15 protein-coding genes and 2 pseudogenes are annotated in these 18,040 nt (G+C 63.4%); 7 read left to right on the top strand and 10 right to left on the bottom strand.

Annotation, left to right across the window (positions count from 1 at the left end):
• The first annotated feature begins 41 nt into the window (after window positions 1-41).
• Genes BWQ92_RS22895 through BWQ92_RS24510 form a run of 5 tightly spaced genes read left to right on the top strand, consistent with a single transcriptional unit; the run spans window position 42 to window position 5,249 of the window.
• The gene (locus BWQ92_RS22895) at window positions 42-1,376 is read left to right on the top strand and encodes an alanine racemase (protein ID WP_076803395.1); all 1,335 of its coding nucleotides are present in this window, start codon (window positions 42-44) and stop codon (window positions 1,374-1,376) included.
• 7 nt (window positions 1,377-1,383) lie between these two features.
• Window positions 1,384-3,030, top strand: a complete 1,647-nt coding sequence (locus BWQ92_RS22890) for an N-acyl-D-amino-acid deacylase family protein (protein WP_076803394.1) — start codon at window positions 1,384-1,386, stop codon at window positions 3,028-3,030.
• Window positions 3,027-3,662: a bifunctional 4-hydroxy-2-oxoglutarate aldolase/2-dehydro-3-deoxy-phosphogluconate aldolase gene (locus tag BWQ92_RS22885; protein WP_076803393.1), complete on the top strand. Its 636-nt coding sequence runs from the start codon at window positions 3,027-3,029 to the stop codon at window positions 3,660-3,662. The genes BWQ92_RS22890 and BWQ92_RS22885 overlap by 4 nt, the downstream gene beginning before the upstream one ends.
• 23 nt (window positions 3,663-3,685) lie before the next feature.
• Window positions 3,686-5,077, top strand: a complete 1,392-nt coding sequence (locus BWQ92_RS22880) for a GntP family permease (RefSeq protein ID WP_076803392.1) — start codon at window positions 3,686-3,688, stop codon at window positions 5,075-5,077.
• A 37-nt stretch (window positions 5,078-5,114) separates the two neighbouring features.
• The gene (locus BWQ92_RS24510; protein ID WP_257787658.1) at window positions 5,115-5,249 is read left to right on the top strand and encodes a hypothetical protein; all 135 of its coding nucleotides are present in this window, start codon (window positions 5,115-5,117) and stop codon (window positions 5,247-5,249) included.
• Window positions 5,250-6,033: 784 nt separating this feature from the next.
• On the opposite strand, the gene BWQ92_RS22870 is transcribed toward BWQ92_RS24510, so the two are convergent.
• From BWQ92_RS22870 to BWQ92_RS23915, 7 genes and pseudogenes are all read right to left on the bottom strand, one after another.
• Entirely contained in the window at window positions 6,034-6,594 is a 561-nt protein-coding gene (locus tag BWQ92_RS22870; protein WP_236783039.1) for a DUF4334 domain-containing protein, read from the bottom strand.
• 157 nt (window positions 6,595-6,751) lie between these two features.
• Window positions 6,752-7,243: a hypothetical protein gene (locus BWQ92_RS23745; protein ID WP_157365247.1), complete on the bottom strand. Its 492-nt coding sequence runs from the start codon at window positions 7,241-7,243 to the stop codon at window positions 6,752-6,754.
• 124 nt (window positions 7,244-7,367) lie between these two features.
• Window positions 7,368-8,487 (bottom strand): annotated as a pseudogene (locus BWQ92_RS22860) (fatty acid desaturase family protein).
• A gap of 655 nt (window positions 8,488-9,142) precedes the next feature.
• Entirely contained in the window at window positions 9,143-9,346 is a 204-nt protein-coding gene (locus BWQ92_RS22855) for a hypothetical protein (protein WP_076803390.1), read from the bottom strand.
• Window positions 9,347-10,454: 1,108 nt separating this feature from the next.
• A complete protein-coding gene (locus BWQ92_RS22850) occupies window positions 10,455-10,964 on the bottom strand; it encodes a hypothetical protein (RefSeq protein WP_076803389.1) in 510 nt (169 codons plus the stop codon).
• An 828-nt stretch (window positions 10,965-11,792) separates the two neighbouring features.
• Window positions 11,793-12,952: pseudogene (locus BWQ92_RS22840) on the bottom strand (N(5)-(carboxyethyl)ornithine synthase).
• Complete coding sequence (locus tag BWQ92_RS23915) at window positions 12,949-13,095, bottom strand: hypothetical protein (RefSeq protein WP_172804230.1); 147 nt, start codon at window positions 13,093-13,095, stop codon at window positions 12,949-12,951. The pseudogene BWQ92_RS22840 and the gene BWQ92_RS23915 overlap by 4 nt, the downstream one beginning before the upstream one ends.
• A 479-nt stretch (window positions 13,096-13,574) precedes the next feature.
• On the opposite strand from BWQ92_RS23915, the gene BWQ92_RS23740 reads away from it, so the two are divergent.
• Both BWQ92_RS23740 and BWQ92_RS22835 read left to right on the top strand, forming a co-directional pair.
• Entirely contained in the window at window positions 13,575-13,724 is a 150-nt protein-coding gene (locus tag BWQ92_RS23740) for a hypothetical protein (RefSeq protein ID WP_157365058.1), read from the top strand.
• 340 nt (window positions 13,725-14,064) lie between these two features.
• On the top strand, window positions 14,065-14,508 hold the full coding sequence (locus tag BWQ92_RS22835; protein ID WP_076797746.1) for a hypothetical protein: 444 nt from the start codon (window positions 14,065-14,067) through the stop codon (window positions 14,506-14,508).
• Between the two features lie 62 nt (window positions 14,509-14,570).
• Here the strand turns inward: BWQ92_RS22835 and BWQ92_RS22830 are convergent, their stop codons facing one another.
• The 3 genes from BWQ92_RS22830 to BWQ92_RS22815 all read right to left on the bottom strand — a co-directional run bounded on the left by BWQ92_RS22830 (window position 14,571) and on the right by BWQ92_RS22815 (window position 17,649).
• The gene (locus tag BWQ92_RS22830) at window positions 14,571-15,476 is read right to left on the bottom strand and encodes a diacylglycerol/lipid kinase family protein (protein WP_076803388.1); all 906 of its coding nucleotides are present in this window, start codon (window positions 15,474-15,476) and stop codon (window positions 14,571-14,573) included.
• A gap of 13 nt (window positions 15,477-15,489) precedes the next feature.
• The gene (locus BWQ92_RS22825) at window positions 15,490-15,726 is read right to left on the bottom strand and encodes a hypothetical protein (protein ID WP_236783038.1); all 237 of its coding nucleotides are present in this window, start codon (window positions 15,724-15,726) and stop codon (window positions 15,490-15,492) included.
• Between the two features lie 1,419 nt (window positions 15,727-17,145).
• On the bottom strand, window positions 17,146-17,649 hold the full coding sequence (locus BWQ92_RS22815; protein WP_157365246.1) for a hypothetical protein: 504 nt from the start codon (window positions 17,647-17,649) through the stop codon (window positions 17,146-17,148).
• Window positions 17,650-18,040 lie beyond the last annotated feature (391 nt).

Here is an 18,040-nt window from a genome sequence, read left to right as displayed (position 1 = left end):
CGCCCACAGCGCAGCTTCAAAAGCGCAGCACCGCGAAGGGAATGCCCGTGAACACTTCCGCGTCCGGCGCAGACACAACGGCTCCGGCCATTTCAGCCGCGTCCGTGGCAGCCTTGACAGAGGTCCGGTTGGACTGGCGGCATAAGGCCGTGCCCGCCACCGCGAGCGGGACCACACACACCGGTTTCGTCGCTTCCGGCCATACGCTGGCCGATCTGCAGACACCGCTGCTCACCCTTGACGCAGGCGCCATCCGTGGCAATGCCGATCGACTCGCCTCGTGGTGCTGGGAGCACGGCGTGTTGCTGGCGCCCCACGGCAAGACGACCATGGCTCCGCAACTGTGGGCCGAACAGCTTAACCGGGGCGCCTGGGGCATCACGCTGGCCAATTTCGCGCAGCTTCGCGTCGCGCGCCAATTCGGCGTGCGGCGGCTGCAGCTGGCCAACTCCCTCACCGATCCGCATGCCATCGAGTGGGTCGCCGCCCACACCAGCGCCGAAGAACCGATCCTTTCGTGGGTGGATTCTGCCGGCACAGTCGAGGTCCTTAACAGGACGCTGGCTAGCGGCCAGGCCGTCCTGGATGTCCTGGTCGAACTCGGCGCGCCGGGCGGCCGCACCGGTGCCCGTTCAGTCGAGGAAGCCGTGGCCGTGGCCCGCGCCATTGCCGACTCAAAGCACCTGCGGTTGGTTGGTGTCAGCGGGTATGAAGGCTCGCTCGCCCACACCGCTGACGACGCCGGCCTCGCCGCCGTCCGCGGTTACCTCGCCCAGATGCGGCTGCTTCACGAGCGACTGCACGCTGAGGGCCTCTACGGGGCCGAGTCGGTCATCGTCACCGCAGGCGGAAGCGCCTACTTTGACGATGTCGTGTCCGTCCTTGCCCCGTGCATTGTTGAGCAGTCGGACGGCGGTCCCCGGGTCGACGTCATGATCCGCAGCGGCGCGTACATCATTCATGATGACGGCTTCTACCGCGGAATCTCGCCCTTCTCCCGCGATGGCGGTGATCCTTTCAGGGCCGGGATGCATGGCTGGGCGCGGGTTGTCTCGCAGCCGGAGCCCGGCCTGGCGATCCTCGACGCCGGCAAACGCGACCTGCCTTTCGATGAAGGGCTGCCCCGGCCCCAGCTCATCGGGCCGGTGCTGGGCGGTGCGATGGAGCCGCTCACCGGAGCGGAGATCACCTCCGTCAACGACCAGCACTGCTTCATGACCTTCGACGCCGAAAGCACCAGCGTGCGCCCGGGCGACGTCGTGCGGCTGGGCCTCTCGCACCCCTGCACGGCCTTCGATAAATGGACCATCATTCCGGTCCTCGCGGACACGAACGGTGACCAGTCCGTAGCCGACCTCATCCACACCTTCTTCTAGGAACGCCATGAAGATCCTCATCAGCAACGCCACACTGATCGATGGCACGGGCGCGGACCGCCGCGCCGCGGACGTCCTGCTGGACGGTCCGGTCATCACCGCCGTGGCCGAGGCCGGTTCCCTCACCGCCTCCGGCGCTGACCGCACCATAGAGGCCAGCGGTCTTGTCCTTAGCCCCGGCTTCATCGACATGCACGCACATTCTGACCTGCAGCTGCTGCTGAACAGGGACCATTACGCCAAGCTGAGCCAGGGAGTCACCACGGAACTGCTGGGACAGGACGGCCTGTCCTACGCCCCGGTCGATGACACCACGCTCGCCGGGGTCCGCGAGAAAATAGCCGGCTGGAACGACAACCCGGCCGACTTCGACTGGAACTGGCGGACCGTGCGCGAATACCTCGACCGCCTTGACGAACCCCAAAACGATGGCCGCATCGCCACCAACGCCGCCTACCTCGTACCGCAGGGAACCGTGCGCGCACTGGTGATGGGCTTTGAAGCCGGGGATCCCACACCTGAACAACAGCAGCGCATGCAGGATGTGGTCCGCACTGCGATGGAGGAAGGAGCCGTGGGCATGTCCTCAGGGCTCACGTACACCCCTGGAATGTACGCCCAAACTGAGGAACTCGCCGGGCTCTGCCGCACCGTTGGCGAGCTTGGCGGCTTCTACGCACCCCACCACCGCTCCTACGGCAAAGGCGCGCTCGATGCGTATGCGGAGATGATCGGGCTCAGCAGGGACACCGGCTGCGCGCTGCATCTTTCCCACGCCACCATGAATTTCGCCGAGAACAAGGGCCGCGCCGGCGAGCTACTGGACCTGATCGATGAGGCGCTGGACGCCGGCGTCGATATCACCCTGGACACTTACCCGTACCTGCCCGGTGCCACCACACTCTCTGCGGTCCTGCCGAGTTGGGCATCCTCCGGCGGTACCGAGGCCACCCTGGCACGCCTGGCCGATCCCGAGACCCGCGAAAAAATCCGCGAGTCCGTGGAGATCTATGGATCCGACGGCTGTCATGGAGTGGTCGCAGAATGGGACACCCTGGAAATCAGCGGCGTCCAGAACCCGGCACTCAGCGGTTACGTCGGAAAGACGATCAAGGACATCGCGGTGGAGAGGCAGCAGGAGCCCTTCGACGTCTTCGCACAGATCCTGCACGAGGACCGCCTCGGTACCGGCATCCTGCAGCACGTAGGCCATGAAGAAAACGTCCAGGCCATCATGCAACACAGCACCCACACCGGAGGAAGCGACGGGCTGCTCGTCGGAGCAAAGCCGCATCCCCGGGCCTGGGGCACCTTCCCCCGCTACCTCGGCCACTACTCCCGCGACCTTGGCCTCCTCAGCCTCGAGGAAACCGTCCACCACCTCACCGGCCGCCCCGCCGCACGGCTCAAGCTCCACCGCAGGGGACTGATCCGCGAAGGCTACGCCGCCGACATCGTGCTTTTTGACCCGGAAACCGTCCGCGACCAGGCCACATTCGAGAATCCACGCCAAGCCGCCACAGGCATCCACTACGTGTTCGTCAACGGCGTGGCAGCCATCGACGGTGGCCAGCCCACCGGCGCACGCGCTGGCCGCGCCCTGCGCCGCAGCAGCGACGGACTCACCCGAGAAGAAAGCACCACCAACCCATGACCCCTGAAGAACTCGTCCATCAACTGGAGACCGACCGCACCCTCGCGGTGGTCCGGGCCCCGTCCATCACCGACGCAGCCGAGCTCTGCCGGGCACTGTCCTCCGGCGGCATCCGCACGGTGGAACTGACGTTCACCACCCCAGACGCCCTCAACCACGTACGGCGCGCCGCCGAGACGGCCGCGGACCATGGCGCCACCGTCGGGATCGGCACCGTCATGACCGCCGACCAAGCCCGTGCCGCCATCGACGCCGGGGCACAATTCCTGGTGACGCCCGGGCTCCGAATGGAAGTGGCAGCCGTCGCCGCCGCCGCAGGCATCCCGTTCAGCCTGGGCGCCATGACTCCCACGGAGGTGGCGCAGGCCCAGGATCTGGGCTCCGCCGCCGTCAAAATCTTCCCCGCCAGGCAGCTCGGCCCGGCATACCTGAAGGATCTGCGCGGCCCGTACCCGGACATCCGGTTGCTGCCCTCCGGGGGAATCGATGCCTCCAACGCCAAGAGCTACCTCGACGCCGGCGCCGCCGCAGTCTGCTGCGGCACCAGCGTGGTCCCGCCCGCAGCCGTCGCTGCCGGCGACTGGGCCGAGATCGCGGCACGTGCCGCCGCCTTCACCGGGACCCTCAAATAGGACTACCGAGAAAGGAAACTCCCATGAATGAATTCATCGACTGGCTGCGGCACGACACCGCCGGCCTGCTCCTCCTGGCAGGCAGCGGCATCGCGCTCCTGCTGTTCCTGATCATCAAGGTCAAGATCGAACCGTTCATCGCCCTGGTGGCCACCAGCGTCCTCGTGGCACTCGTGGGCGGGGTCACCGTGGAGGCGCTGGTAGGTTCACCCGTTAAGAGCGGTGACGCCCTCATAGAAAAGGGCTTCGCCGGAATCCTCGGCCACATCACCCTGATTATCGGCCTGGGTACCGTGCTGGGCGCTATCCTGGAACGCTCCGGCGGCGCGGAGGTGCTGCTCGGCAAGCTCGTGAAAGTCTTCGGCGAGAAGGGCACGCCGCTCGCGATGGGCATCACCGGTTTCGTTCTCGGCATCCCGGTCTTCTTCGACATCGGCATCTTCGTCCTCGCCCCGCTTGTCTACGTAGCCGCCGTCCGCGGCGGTAAATCCCTCGCCCTGTACGCTCTGCCGCTGCTTGCCGGGCTGTCCGTGACCCACGCCTTCCTGCCCCCGCACCCGGGCCCTGTCGCCGCGGCCGGGCTCTTCCAAGTCGAGCTGGGCTGGATCATCATTATGGGGCTCGCCTGCGGCATTCCGGCCTGGTTCGCCTCCGGCATCCTGTGGGGAACCTGGATCGGCAAACGCGTGAACGTTGCCGTGCCGGAAGACCGCGTGATTCCGGAAGCCGAAGAAGCCAAGGGCCACGAACCGTCCATCGGCCTGGTCGCCCTCGCCATTGGCCTTCCCATGATCCTTATCCTCGGCGCCACTTTCGGAAACGTCTTCCTGCCAGCGGGAACATTCCGCGATGTCCTGATCTTCTTTGGCAACCCTGCCATCGCTTTGACCGTTGCCGTCGTACTATCCATGTGGCTGCTGGGCATCCGGCGCGGCATGACCGTCCAGGACCTTTCCGACCTTAGCTCGGCCTCCCTGAAGCCCGTAGGCATGATCCTGCTCGTAGTCGGCGCGGGCGCGTTCTTCGGTGCCGTGCTTTCGGCCACCGGCGTAGGCGCGGCCGTGGCCGAAACGCTCTCAGCGGCCGGTCTGCCGCTCATCCTTGCCGCCTACGTGATCGCCTGCGGAATGCGGGTAGCCCAAGGGTCTGCTACCGTGGCCATCGTCACCACCGGCGGCATCCTCGCCCCCGAGTTGACCTCCGGGGACTACTCCCAGCCGCAGCTGGCCCTGATCGCCATCGCCATCTCCTCCGGCTCCATCATCGCCAGCCACGTCAACGACGGCGGCTTCTGGATCATCTCCAAGTACTTCAACATGTCCGTCAAGGACACCCTGAAGACCTGGACAGTGCTCGAAACTGTCCTGTCCATCGTGGGCTTCGCAATGGCGGCGCTGCTGTACCAATTCGTCTAATCCCGCCAGCTCCGGAAAGGGACCACAGCCTGGCCCCGTGATGAAACCGAACGCCCTCCACCGCCCCGGAACCGTCATGCGGGTTCTGGCCATCTCCCCAAACAGCGAGTTCATCCTGGAGTGTGCTCCAGGATCGGCGGTCCCGGCGAAGCCGAGGTGGCCGCTGGCCTAGGAAGCGCGGTTTCTACTGCAGCGGTCTGGCTCAGGGCTTCGTACGGTGATTATGCCAAGCACCATGTCTTGGTACAGACGGACACTCTTTATCAGGAAGCGCAGGTACTGGCTTTGGAGCTGGTACCCGGACTTTTGTGGGGGAACACCGCCACCCTGGGCGTGTCTCGGAGGGTTTTTCCCTGCGATGACTACTGTGTTCTGGGCGCCTACCTAGGGGACGGTGCGAAGGACCGGGCGATGGCCAGCAGGAAAATCACTTATTGAGTTCCAGTTTGGCGTCCCACTGGTCGAGCTCGGCATCCTTCCAGGAGCCCTAGGTGGGATTAGGCAGGATGAGCCCTGTCGTAGCCGAAGTGCTTGGCGTCTTTTTCGACGAGCTGCCGCGGTCGAGTTGGGCGTCGGCGTAGTCCCCAGCGAAGTCATGCAGGCTGTCGCCCAGTTGCATGATGACCTTGTGCTCCTCCTGGATGTGGCGCGCCGCGACTCCTTCGAGGGGCCTAGCAGCATTACTTGGTCCTTCGATACTGGGGGAAGTCCAGATGGGTGACAACTGCGCAGGGATGCGGGATTCTCCCGTTGAACGAGCACGCCGGCGAAACGCCGATAATAATGATTCCGTCAACCTTCTAGACAACGGGTTGCTCGAGGAGGGGCATCATCGCCGTGTGGAGGTAGCGCAGCAGATATGGAGCCGTCATCTGTTCAGGCGCCTCGCCGACGGACACCGGTGTGAAGAGGGCCCCGATGAGCAGGTGGGAGAGGTAGGACGCTGCTTTCCAGGTTCACGCGGGCTCACCCGCCGATCCCGTCCGTCGCAGGAGGAAGACGAACGGAGCGGTCGCGCCCCGCAGGTCCATGACGCCCAGCAGCGTTTTGTCATCGACCTTGCGGAAGTGATCATTGATAGGCAGCGCATCGTAGGACATGGTCCCGGTCACGACTCCGCGGTACTCGATCATCCGCAGCCGCGCACGTGGCTCGTGAGTCCATCGCAGTCGAAGAACGCGTTTGGCGATGGCCGCCACCGCGCCGTTGTGCAAGACCGCGGCATTCCGAACCACGAACCCTATCGGCAAGCCGGCTGGGTTCACGTTGAACTTGCCGCGCTTGTCTTCGAAGACCAGAGGGTGCGCGTTGTCGGCGTCGTCGAACCGCTTCCCCCACCAGCCGAACGTTTCTAGGAGGCCGTCGAAGGCGTTGCCCGTTTCGACTCCTGATCCCTTCCATGTGCCATGCATTTCAGCGATCTTCACGGCCGGCAGCTCATCGAACAGCGCCAACGCGTCCTGCAGATCCCGGGTGGCTTCGATCCTTGCCAGGCGGGCCGTGGAATCAGGTGTCACCTTTTCACTTCACTCCTTATCGGAACTTGCTCGTTTCGATAAATGTATTTCTGCGCCGGGATGATGGCCAGCACCGACTTGGGAGCGCACGCCTGGGAGAAGTTATGAAAGACGTGGGTCCGGACGATCGGATCGAAAGCCAGGATGTTGAGGTGTGTTAGTCGGAGCTTGTCCTCACAGCAGCGGTAGCCGGCCCGCTCATGTGAAGGACTTCAACGGCGGCGTAGGAAGAAGCGATCGTGGGGGAGGTGGCTTGGAAGACGTTCCCGCCTTCGGGCATGAGCATGTAGGCGAGGAACTCCTCGTCGAAAGTGACGATGCCGGCTGCGACAGCTTCGAGCTTGGCCTTGATCAGCAGAGACAACTGACGCCAGGAATGGCGCGCGGCTTCCAGATCGGCCGGGTGTTCTTGACCGTTGATGTTTCGCCGCGCTGGCTGGTGCCGAGGCACCCTAGGCGGATCGGTCGGCTCAGGGTGCGGCAGGACCAGACGAAACTGATGGTCTCCGAAGCTAAAGGTGACCGCTCCGTTGCCGTGCTCGGAAGTAATACGGCAATAATGGGCCCCGGCCCCGTCGAGCATTTGCTGGATGTCCGTTTGGAGCGAGGAGCAGCTGAGGGAAGCGCCCCGAACGTAGTTGCTAGTCATGATTCAGCGTACGCCCTTCGGCAGGATCTGAGCGGGGGGCACCAGCCGGGCCAGAACGTGCTGTTCAAGCACCGCGCTGTGATGCGGACTGCTCGATGCTTGTGTTCTGTCCCCCTGCAGGCCACTACCTGCGCCTGTACTGGGCGGTCATGGGGCACTCGAAGGGGTCGCGCGCGGCGAGGCCCACCCTGTTCAGGTAGGTGATTACGGTGCCGTACGAGCTCCAGATGCTGGTTTCGGTGTAGGGAACCGAAAGCCGGGTGCACTGCTCACGCACAAGCCGGCGGGCTTTGGCCAGGTGCGGGCGCGGCATGCTCGGAAAGAGGTGGTGCTCCACCTGGTAGTTCAGACCGCCCATGAGCCACGTGGCCCACCAACCTCCGGAGATGTTCCGTGACGTGCGCACCTGTCTTGGAGAAGAAGTCAAGCTTCACATCCCGGTCGATCACAGGCATGCCCTTGTGGTTGGGGGCAAACGTCGCGCCCATGTACAGGCCGAAAACTCCCAGCTGGACTCCAAGGAACGCTAACGCCATGCCGGGCGGGAGCAGCAGAAGAGCGGCAGGAGGACAGCGGCGAAGCGCAGCGCCAGCAGGCCAAGCTCGACCTGCGGCCCTTGACCGGTCCTCGGGAGAGCAGGTGGCGAAGGCTGAGATAGTGCAGATTCAGGCCCTCCAGTGTCAGCAGCGGGAAGAACAGCCAGCCCTGACGGCGGGTGACCAGGGCACGAATGCCCCTGGCTTTCGCCGCGTCCACGTGGAGGAAAGAGATCGTGTCCACCTCGATGTCGGGGTCGCGGCCTACCTTGTTGGGGTTCGCGTGGTGGCGGGAGTGCTTCGAGTCCCACCACGAATAGCTCATCCCCGCCACAGCGCCCAGAAAGCGGGCGAGCACGTCGTTGGCCGGCCCCCCTGCCAGGATTTGGCGGTGCCCTGCCTCGTGCGCGAGAAAGGCACTTGCGTGAACAGAATTCCGAGCGCGGCGGCGATCAATAGCTGGAACCAGCTCGGCCCGAGCAGAACCGACAAGGCGGCACAGCCGGCGATCCCGATGGCAAGAACGCCGCCGACAAGGGCGTAGAACCACGGAGTCCGGCGCAGCAGGCCCGTCTCGCGGACCTGTTGGGAGAGCTGGAGGTACGCCTTGGTCAGCACAGGGAACGCCTGCGCGCCTGAGTAGGCGTGAGGCCCGCGAGCGGGCAGGAGGGAGGGACTGGGGACGGTGGTGGTGATCGGAACACCCATTTCAGGCTACGTGCGCACAAGCGCAATCGGGAAACAATACTGTGTTGGAACCGGGCACGGCAGGGACCTGCCGCCGCCCGACTCTTCGAAGCAGACCGGACGGATTTCGCCGCTTAGCCCCGATAAGGACGGCGAGCGGGACGTGCAAGGCGCGGTGCAGAGGTGTCCCCACAGGGTGTGCGGGCGCACATGCGGGTTTGGGAGTTGGTGCCGCGTCCGCTGAGGAACCTTGCGTTTTGCGGTGAGCAGCGCGGCACCGATCTCTTAGTCGAGCGCTTCGAGATAAGAAAAGAGAAGCCGGGTAGGGCGTCCTGAACGGGACCACCATCTGCGTGGACGCGTTTGAGCAAGTCTACACGCCCAGCCAAACTTGGAGGACATGCCACTGGGTTTGTCACTGACAGGAGCGCGGCCAGGTCGAGGAATTCTGCCTGGACGCCCTGTAGGAGCGGCGTTCCATGGAGGAGTGCTTTCAACTTCCCAGGTAAAGTTCGGCAGCAAGCTACCCGTGGCTTCGTATCCCAAAGCCCGCGGTCCGGAACTCGCCCGGCGGCAATGGACGATCAGAAGGGCTAGAACGCAGCTTGGGGTCGCAACCTCTCAGAGATATTCTTTAGCAACCCACCCTATCGAGCCAGATCCTGGCGTTGTGGCCTCACGCCCAATCATCATCGCTGTCACCCTCCGGGCTGGATTCGCGGTTCCGGTCGCGGTTGGTCTTCACAGGCTGCATGAAGTACGGAGCAGTGGAGTAATCAATGCCCGGAATGGGCCGGCCACCGCCGCCCCACCCTCCACCTCGCGCCTCGTGCGCCGCAATTTCGTCCTGGGTCCAGTAGTCCTTGGAAGACGATGACATGGCCCCTGCCCTTTTAGAGTTGGCTTGTTTGGCCATCCTAAAACACAAGGCCATGCGCCGCGGCCGGGCTCGGCCGCGGGCAGTCATGCAGTGTGCGAGGACACCGTCCCGTGAAGCGACTTTCCGGAAGTAGCGGGAGCTCGCCGCCCGTCAGGGCGGGAATGCGGGTGGCGTAAGGGGTACGCGGCGACTTCCCGGTTAGACAGAAGCCTCTTCCAACAGTCCCCGGCTTAGGGACCAAGGAGCGCTGTCTGGTGGACGAGTACCGGCAGCGGCAATCGGCGCACCCAGCTTGCTTACTTTCGGACCTGCACGCATTGGAGGCCTGCCTCGCCTGATGTCTATCCCCTCCAGCTTCACCCAGCCATCCAAGTTCTTTGGCTTCGATTTTCCTGCTTCGAGGCTTCGACGATGCTCTTATAGCCTTCAAGTTACCTTGGGCCCAGCTGCTCGTGGACGTTTTCAGTGCACCGTTCAGCTCCAGGCAGTTCACTGTCGATTCCGGAGTTGGAACAGCGACAGTCCGGGCCGAGGTTTCGATCACGAAGCTGTCCAAGGATTTGTGGGGAGTGTTCCACATATGGCAGGCCCGGTCATGAAAATTGGGACTCGTTCTTGCTGCCGCCTGTGTGGAGCACACCCAATATGTTGGGTCGCGAGAAACGTCGCTGCCAGGGGCTGCGACGTGGTCCATCAGAGCCGCTGACTGCATAACGGCTCTGACCGGGAACTGTGAACTGGTCGTTAATCAGCGCCTGAGGTTCACGATTCAGGGGCCGTTGGCTTGACCGATTCATCGCTCTGCTCTTGACCAGCATGGGCGCATTAACCCCTAATTGCCAGCCCAGCTGCTATCAGGGCTGTTGACTGGAGTTAGTCACCGCTCATGGACGGCGCAGTGACTCTGCTACGTGGTGGTGAGAGCCCCGTAACGCTGCAGGTCAGGGCCTAATGGCGTTTTTAAAGCGACCGCGGAGTCCGATCGGGAGCGTTCGCACGAGACTTTCGACACTCATATAGCGTCGTTGCATGGGTGACCGAGGTCCAGATGGCCAGCCGGGATGTGGAGATTGTTTTCCTTTTCGCCCGATCCAGTCGATGATGTCCTTCATTCTGCGGTGGCGGGCGGCGTGGTTATCGGTACCAGCCAGCCGACGGAGCGTTCAAAGTTGGAAACGAGCGTCCCCGTTCCCGCTCCAGTGTTGCCAGGGGTGGAGAGGTAGATAACACCGGCTTGGGCGCCGATGGCGTCGAGTCGTTCCGTGGCCCAGACTTTGGCGTCTTTCAGGCTCTTCACAGGAATGGGTTCCCTGGTTGTGAGGGACCCGGCGAGGCGGATATCCAACTGATAGTCCCCTTCTTGGGGATGTCGCGGCAGGTGGAGGGGTTTGTTCTCGTCGCGCCTGCTAATTAGGACCTGGGCGCAGGCCTGAAGAATCGAGGGGTCCACGAGTTTACTGCCCTGAGCGTATTTCTCCATCCTGAGCCGCGAGATTACCGTCTCCACGGTGTCCTCATCGCTGACCGCGCAGGCAGATCCGGTAACGTCAGCTTCCGAACCACCCAGACTTTTCAGGTACAGCATGAATTGTTCGGACCTGGACTGCTTGGAGTTCATGCACCCTCCCTGAGGGTAGTTGCGCGGCATGTGCCGACACACCCAACACTAGGCCCGGTTAACCCCACTGCACCTAAAGTCCCCAAAAAATCGGTCCTGTAGCTTTCTTCGGCCCGCCGATGGGCTGAAGCAGTCGAGGGCGGCATGGGGGCGCATAGTTAGACGATGGCAACTTTTGATAGCCGGAGTTTTTTGCCCCCGTGGTGACTCCTTCAGCGTTGGGGATGCACGGGAACATGTCGAGCGTGCGCTCCTGAACTTTGGGGCGACCGATGTTCGTTTCAGTCAACGCGGGCGGCTCAGCGCCATTGCGTTCAGGGCCTGCGGAAGGCAGTTCCGCATCGTCATCTCTATACCGCAACCTGACCGAATCCCTCCTGTCCGGGGTGAGGTCGAAGGGTCCCGTAGCCGGGAAGATACAGCAAAAGCCTTGGAGCTCGCTGCCCGCAGATTTTGGCATTCTTTCGCCTTGTCCACAGACGCCAAACTCGCAGCCGTGGCAGCCGGTGTTGCGACGCTCGAATCGGAATTTCTCGCCCATGTGGTTCTCCCCGGGAACCGTACCGTGATCGACGAACTCGAACCCGTCATGCATCTGCCTACCGGTCCGGGCAGCGTCCTTCAATCATGAATGCTGCTGCGCGCGGGGCCGATTAACCGGCATTGCCCAGGGATAAAGACGTTTATGGCTTCATGGTTTTCGATGATGCAGCACTTCCCGGTCACTAGTCCCGGCTCTTTCGCCGGTCTCCGGTCATCAGGCCGACCGCCGCACCCGAGCGGGGGCGAACAACCCCTCGCCCAACGCGGGCAATGCGGTGACGTGCCTTAGGCGGGCAATGGGAAGTGCGGGTGCTGCGGTTCCCGCTGCTGGAACCGCAGCACGTCCTGGTTCAGGACCACGCCCTCGCGGATTTCGATGGCGCGGCTGATGGTGTCGTTTCCGGTCCAGGCAGTGGGACCGGTGATGACCGTTTCCAGGAAGGGCAGCAGGGCCTCGCTGATCTCCCAAGTGGAGGAATTCCAGAGGTAGGAGGGGCTATGGTCCACTGCGTAGTAGTCGATGTGGTCCCCGACCGTGAACATCGGCTCGGCGAACGTGGTGGTCTTCGCCCAGCTGAATCCCATCCCTCATCGCAGGAAACATCCACGATCAGGCTGCCGGGCCGGAAAGCGTCCAGGTCCTCGGTGCGGAGGTAGGTCAATGGTGCGTTGGGGTCCTGCAGCGTGCAGTTGACCACGATGTCGCTTTCGGCCAGGAACGGCGCCAGCGGTACCCGTCCGCGTTCGGTGATGACCTCGCTGAGGAATGGTGCTTTGTCGTCGTGATCGAACTGGGCAATCCGTACCGAATGGATGGGCGAACCCACGGCGGCCACGCTCCGGTTGGTCAGGACCTGGACGTCATGGATGCCGTGGGCGTTGAGGGCGGTGACGGCCCCGCGCGCCGTCGCGCCGAAGCCGATGACGACGGCGCTCAGCCTCCTGCCGTAGTCCCCGGTGGAGCCGGTCAGGGCCAGGGAGTGCAGCACCGAGCAGTAGCCGGCCAGTTCGTTGTTCTTGTGGAACACGTGCAGGCCAAAGCCGCCGTCGCTGGCCCAGTGGTTCATCGCCTCGAAGGCAATCAGCGTGAGTTTCTTATCGATTGCCAGCTGGGTGATGGCCCGGTCCTGGACGCAGTGCGGCCAACCCCATAGGACCTGCCCGTCGCGGAGTTCGGCAAGGTCTTCGGGTTGCGGTTTGGGCAGAAGAACGACGTCGGCCTCCGCCAGCAGTTGCTCGCGCGGGACGATGCGCCCCACAAGTGGTGCGAGATCGGATTCCCGAACGCCGAAACGCTCCCCGTAGCCTTCTTCCAAAATCAGGTGCTGCCGGATTTCAGGGGCAACGCGCTTCAGGTGCAGGGGATGTATCGGAAGGCGCTGCTCGTCAGGTTTTCTGGTGCTGGAAAGCACGCCGAGGGTGAGGTGATCTGTCAAAACACTCACTTTTTAGGGCTCGTCGCCTTGGCCGCGGTGGCCTTGTCTCCTGAACTGGAGGCTGCCGCGGCGGCCTTCTTGTCGGCGCGTTTTTGCTTGATGGTTTTGTCGGATTTCTTGGATGCTGCTTGGCGGGGGGACTTGTCAGCCATGGTTGCTCCTGTCGCGGAACCGAAGGGGTTCCTGACTTCGAACGATACAGGTACCGGCCTAACGCAGCCGCGGAGCTGTCGGCCCGCATCCCTGGGATGCTCTGCCTCTGGAGGAGTCCTGTGGCAATCTGGGCGAAAAGTGAGGACGTCTTGCCCGGGAGGCAAAGCGCCGGCGCAGTCAGGCCGGACGGCAACGCTGTGGGGACGGTAATCTGTGCGCGCGGGAAGAAATCCCGCCCGAAAGCGAATGGACTGCCGGCAGCGCAAGAACACCAGCCCGGACACCGGCTTCACCTGGATACTTCCAGCGCTTTTGCGTGCTGTTCCTGTCGTGGTGTCGGTTCCAGTGCACCCGCCGGCGGAAATGGAGGTGGGCGCCTGCCGGGGCGAGTTCCTGGATCGAAAGGTCCAGCGAAGTACCCGGTGCGCGTGGCGTGCCCAGGCTGCAAGCACCACAACGACCAGACCAAGCTCGCCCCTTGGCCGCACAGACCCTGGTCGAGGCGTGCGAGCTGATGGCGGCCGGGGCCGGGCAGCTGCCCGGTTCCAGAGTCAAGATCACCGATCAGCGGGACGGGCAGAACCAGGCGCCGGACATCAACCTTGGACGCCGCATCTTAAGCTGTTAGCCCAACTCCCACGGAATCTGCCGCATACATGACCACGAACAACGTTCCGCCTGTATGCTCGGAGCTATCGGGAAGTCGTGATTGGACATCCGCTTCCGGTGAACGTCCCCAACTCCTCTGCGCACAGCCCCGTAGAACCGGGAACACGGCATCGAGCCACTCCGACTCTGATGCGGCCGAGAGCTGGGACAAAGAGGGCGGACATAAGCGCGCTGCTTCTGCGCCCGCTGGCAAAGTCCTCCCTCCAGCTGGCCCGGTCCCGGGTCACTGAACCTCAGTCACAGCCGTCCACGCTCCCGCGGGTCCGGCAGTGCATCCTCAAGAACGTTGGCAGAACGCCATGACCACCACACAAATCCCTCCTCCGGCACGCACCGATTCGCCGCTATCGCTCAGTGGGATCCTCGCCTCCGCATTACCGGATGATCTCGGGACAGCACGGGCCGCCTCCCGCTACACCGTTCCGGTAGTGTTCTCGCGCCGGCCCGAGCCCCGGGAACTCGAGCTGCTCCAGGGAAGCAACATCAGCCGGCGGCTCGCAGATGCCGGGTACAGCGACGTCGAGCTCCGTGTCTCAGACCGCCGCCTCCTCATCACGAACACGAACCTGATGGATCTCAAGGCAGGGTTGGCCCACCTCCTTGGCATAATCCTGAACGAGGTCACTACCCAAGCGGCGCTGGAGCGCACCGAACGGGCCGAGGAGCTCGATGCCCTCGGCCTCATCGAGGAACAACGGCTCGAATCGGTCCGCAGGGCCGCCGCCGAGATCCACTTCCACTAAAAATAGGTCCGCGCGGAGCGGCAAGCCCGCGAGTCATCAGATAAAGCAGGGGCGCCCCTGGGTCAGATAACGGCCAGGGCGCCCTTCGCGCTTTCCACCAGAACATGGGTGGCTGCGGGAAGATGCCTGACCTCGCCGTCAATCTGGCAAGGGACAGCATCACGCGTGGTGAAGGCGTAGCTGCTGACGCTCGGTTGATTCCCCAGTCCCATCGTCACCGCCCGGAGAGTCATCAGTACCATCTTCCAGCGCCCGGAGTGGGGGAGCGTCACAACCTCGAACCTGCCGTCATCGGGACCGACCGACTCGCTAACCGTCCCGTACTTGGCCATCCGCGAAATGTTGGCCAGGATCAGACTGTCGAAGCGGGCGGTCGCCCCGTCGGCCCGGACAAGCTCGAACGGGCGCAAGTGCGAGAGTGTGCGGGCGACGGACAGAAGTTCGAGGATTTTCCCCTTTCCGCCGCTCTCGATACCGATGGCCATCAACGGCGTAAGCCCGAAACCGACATAGGAATGGGCGTAGTGAACCTGTTCCGGCTGTCCCTCCCCAAACGTGATGCGCAAAAGGTCGATCTGCCGGACCGGGCCTTCCCGGACAGCCTCCAGCAAGGGTCTTTCGGGCATGCTCCGGTGATGGTCGTTGGCGTTACCTGCCGCGACGACGGTGCACACGGCCTTGCTGCCAGGAACGTCCATCACCCCGTTGACAACCTCGTTGTACCCGCCATCGCCGCTGACCGAAACAATCAGTGGGGACCCTACGGCCGCGACGGACCGTGCAAGGTCCCGTGCGTGCCCGGCGAAGTCGGTGGGCAGCAAGTCAACCTGCAGATCCGGGGCTCCGGCGGCCAGCTCGCGTTGCAGCTCGATGATCGTGGCGGTCATGCCAGGCTTGCCGGGGTTGAAGACCAGCACGGCGCGATCAAAACGTGCTGCAGGTGGCCGGTCCGGGTCACTCGCTGTCATCGGCGTTTCGGCCTTATCGTTCCGCCAGGTCGTCCGCTACGCGGTGGAGGTCCTGGACCCAGCCGGTTGAACGGCTGGGCGCTCCCGAACTGGATTCAAAGTTGTCAAGAGCTTCCGCTATGCGTTCCAGTGCTTCCGAGATGTTGGCCTTGACAGCCGCGTAGCCTTCCTCCGAGCGGGGGTCGGAAGAAGCCGAAGACAGCAGTTCCGCTCCGGACTTGATGACCAGTGAAGCCTCGTACTCGTTCACACCTGCACCTCGTGGCTTCCTCGTGTAGGACGTGCGGCAACTATTAGCCAGCACAACCATACATCCGTGCCTGCCCGAGCTTGGTCCCGCAGGACCACAGGTACTGGCGCCGGGTATGCGTGCGGGCGCCCGAAGCGCGTTGATCCGGAGCGGGAAAAGGAAGCACCCGAACCGTAGTGATGCTCGACTCTTTGAGTACGGGAAGGGAATAAGAGCCCCGGCAGGAGGCCTTGTTATATGCGGGCGCCGAAGACTGGCAGCCCTTATGAAAGGACCCCTTGTCAATAACTTTTATCCCCTTCACTATGCGCGCCACAGCCCGCGAAGGACACAAGTTATCCTTCCGGACCGACATCGAGCGGATGACTTCCACCCGTCGTGGCTGGGCGCCGCTGGACGTACTGAAGTCCACAGAGACCAAAGCAGTTTTTAGCGGTGCGATCCCGCAGGGCGAGCACACAGCCAGCGACACACGCCTGGCCCGCTACCTTGAGACCCGCCTCCAAGCAGACAATGACATACACGTGGATCTCAGCGTGATCATCGAGCGTAACGTAGTAGCTAGCCCCGGACCTGCCTGGTCCGGGGCTTTATTGTTGTAGCGGCGGCCAAGGACCCGGATCGGGCCTGGATGTGGCTGCAGGCCAAGATGAAGTCCGCCACGAACCCGGCAGCCTCCACAACCGCGTCACTTAGAAATGTCGCCGGGCCGGGACACCATCGTGGCCAATGGCGTCTACGCAGCTCATTTTGATGCGCCGATAATGGTGATTCCGTCATGTCGGAGCGTGCGGGGCCTTGTGGCACTCCGGTGCCCGGTAGGTCGACGTTCGGTCATGCCTCTTCTGTGATGTTCGCCCATGAGATGTTCGAAGGAGGTCACCACGCGATGACGTTTATGGAATTCTTGTCCCCGGCTTGCCCCGGACAGAAATGCACGGGCAAGGCCGTGCGTCGGGCTCGGTTAGGCCCGGTTTCTCCGGACATCAGGCGGAGTGACCGTGCGCGCCCGTTCCGGTGTTGGACTGGTTCGGATTGGGGATGTTTTCGGGGGAGTGGCGGGTTTTCAGGGGTTGGCGCCCGGTTCGAGTCCCACCTCGGGCACAGTCGGTTTGTCGTTCCACACCTGTTTATGGACGTTCACTGTGCGGCCAGCATGACTTAGGAAAAATTCCATGTAGCCGACCACGCCGAGGAGAAGGAGAAGGCGAGGGTCGTCCAGTGGATCATGGGTCGGTCGGAGCTGCTCCGGTGGAACAGCAGCTCTCTTAGAGTGAGCCAGGTGAAGCGGCAGGACGCTTTCTCGGTCATCGTATAGGCCGGCGCAGGGGGCGGTGGGTTGGTCACGGCTGTAGCCTACCTGCTCGGCGGCCATCGTCTTCCACCCGCCGGATGCCGTTCGGCTTTACCAGAGAAGCGCTACAGCTCTTGGTCCGCAGGCACCCGACCGATGCTCCACGCGGAGACTTTGCGGAGGTCGACCCTGGTGGCCTGTAGGTGCACATGGTCTCCGCCGGACAGCAGCAGCGGGCCCAGGAAATGGATGTACCGGTCCTGGGTTTTCAGCTGCGGGTTGGCGTTCGTTTCTGCCGCTGCCTGGTGCCGCTGTTCGTCCATTGCCGATTCCAAGGCATCGAGGGCGTCCGCGATGGCGGGACTGCCGGGGCGGATCTGGTCATGCTGCCGTCTTGCCCATGCCTGTTCGGATACGACGGATCCGGAGATGACGGTGCCGTCCGCGACCACAGTTAGCTCAATGGTCGCGTCCGGATCACCTTTGAAGATCGGGGCCAGCAGCAGCGCCAGACGGGGATCGACGTCGTACCAGGATTGTGCGGCGAACCGCTCATGATGAGCCCTAAACTTCTCCTGGTGCTCCGCGTGCACCTTGGTGACTGTCTCATGAGCCGTACTACCTACCATGACTGGTCCCTTCCACGCGTTGAAGTCTCTTTGAAAGAGCTTAGAGCCGAAGCTGCCTTGGGGGACTGGCTGTTCTCAGGTGATCGTGGTCGTGTTGGTGGGCGATCCCGGGGCGTCGGTAATGTTCAGCGGTTTGATGCTACGAGCGCGTCCCGCTCCCCGGCAGCCTGCCGGGCGAGGGGACCGAGTTTCCAGAGTTCGCCCAGGGGCAGGCCGAGTTGGCGAGGAGCTGCTGGTGTAGACATGGTGGCTGCGGATGCCCTGCAGATCCTGTGCCCGGAATGTAGCGCGGATCGTGTCGCCGGGGATCGGCTGGGCCGGCTGAAAGCTCACGTCCCGCAGCTGGGGACCGAGCTGATATTCCGTGCCGGTCACAGCCACGGTCGTCTTT

The sequence above is a fragment of the Arthrobacter sp. QXT-31 genome (assembly GCF_001969265.1).
Taxonomy (GTDB): Bacteria; Actinomycetota; Actinomycetes; order Actinomycetales; family Micrococcaceae; genus Arthrobacter.
The sequence above is the reverse complement of the archived record's forward strand: the minus strand, read 5'-3'. Positions and strand labels throughout refer to the sequence as shown.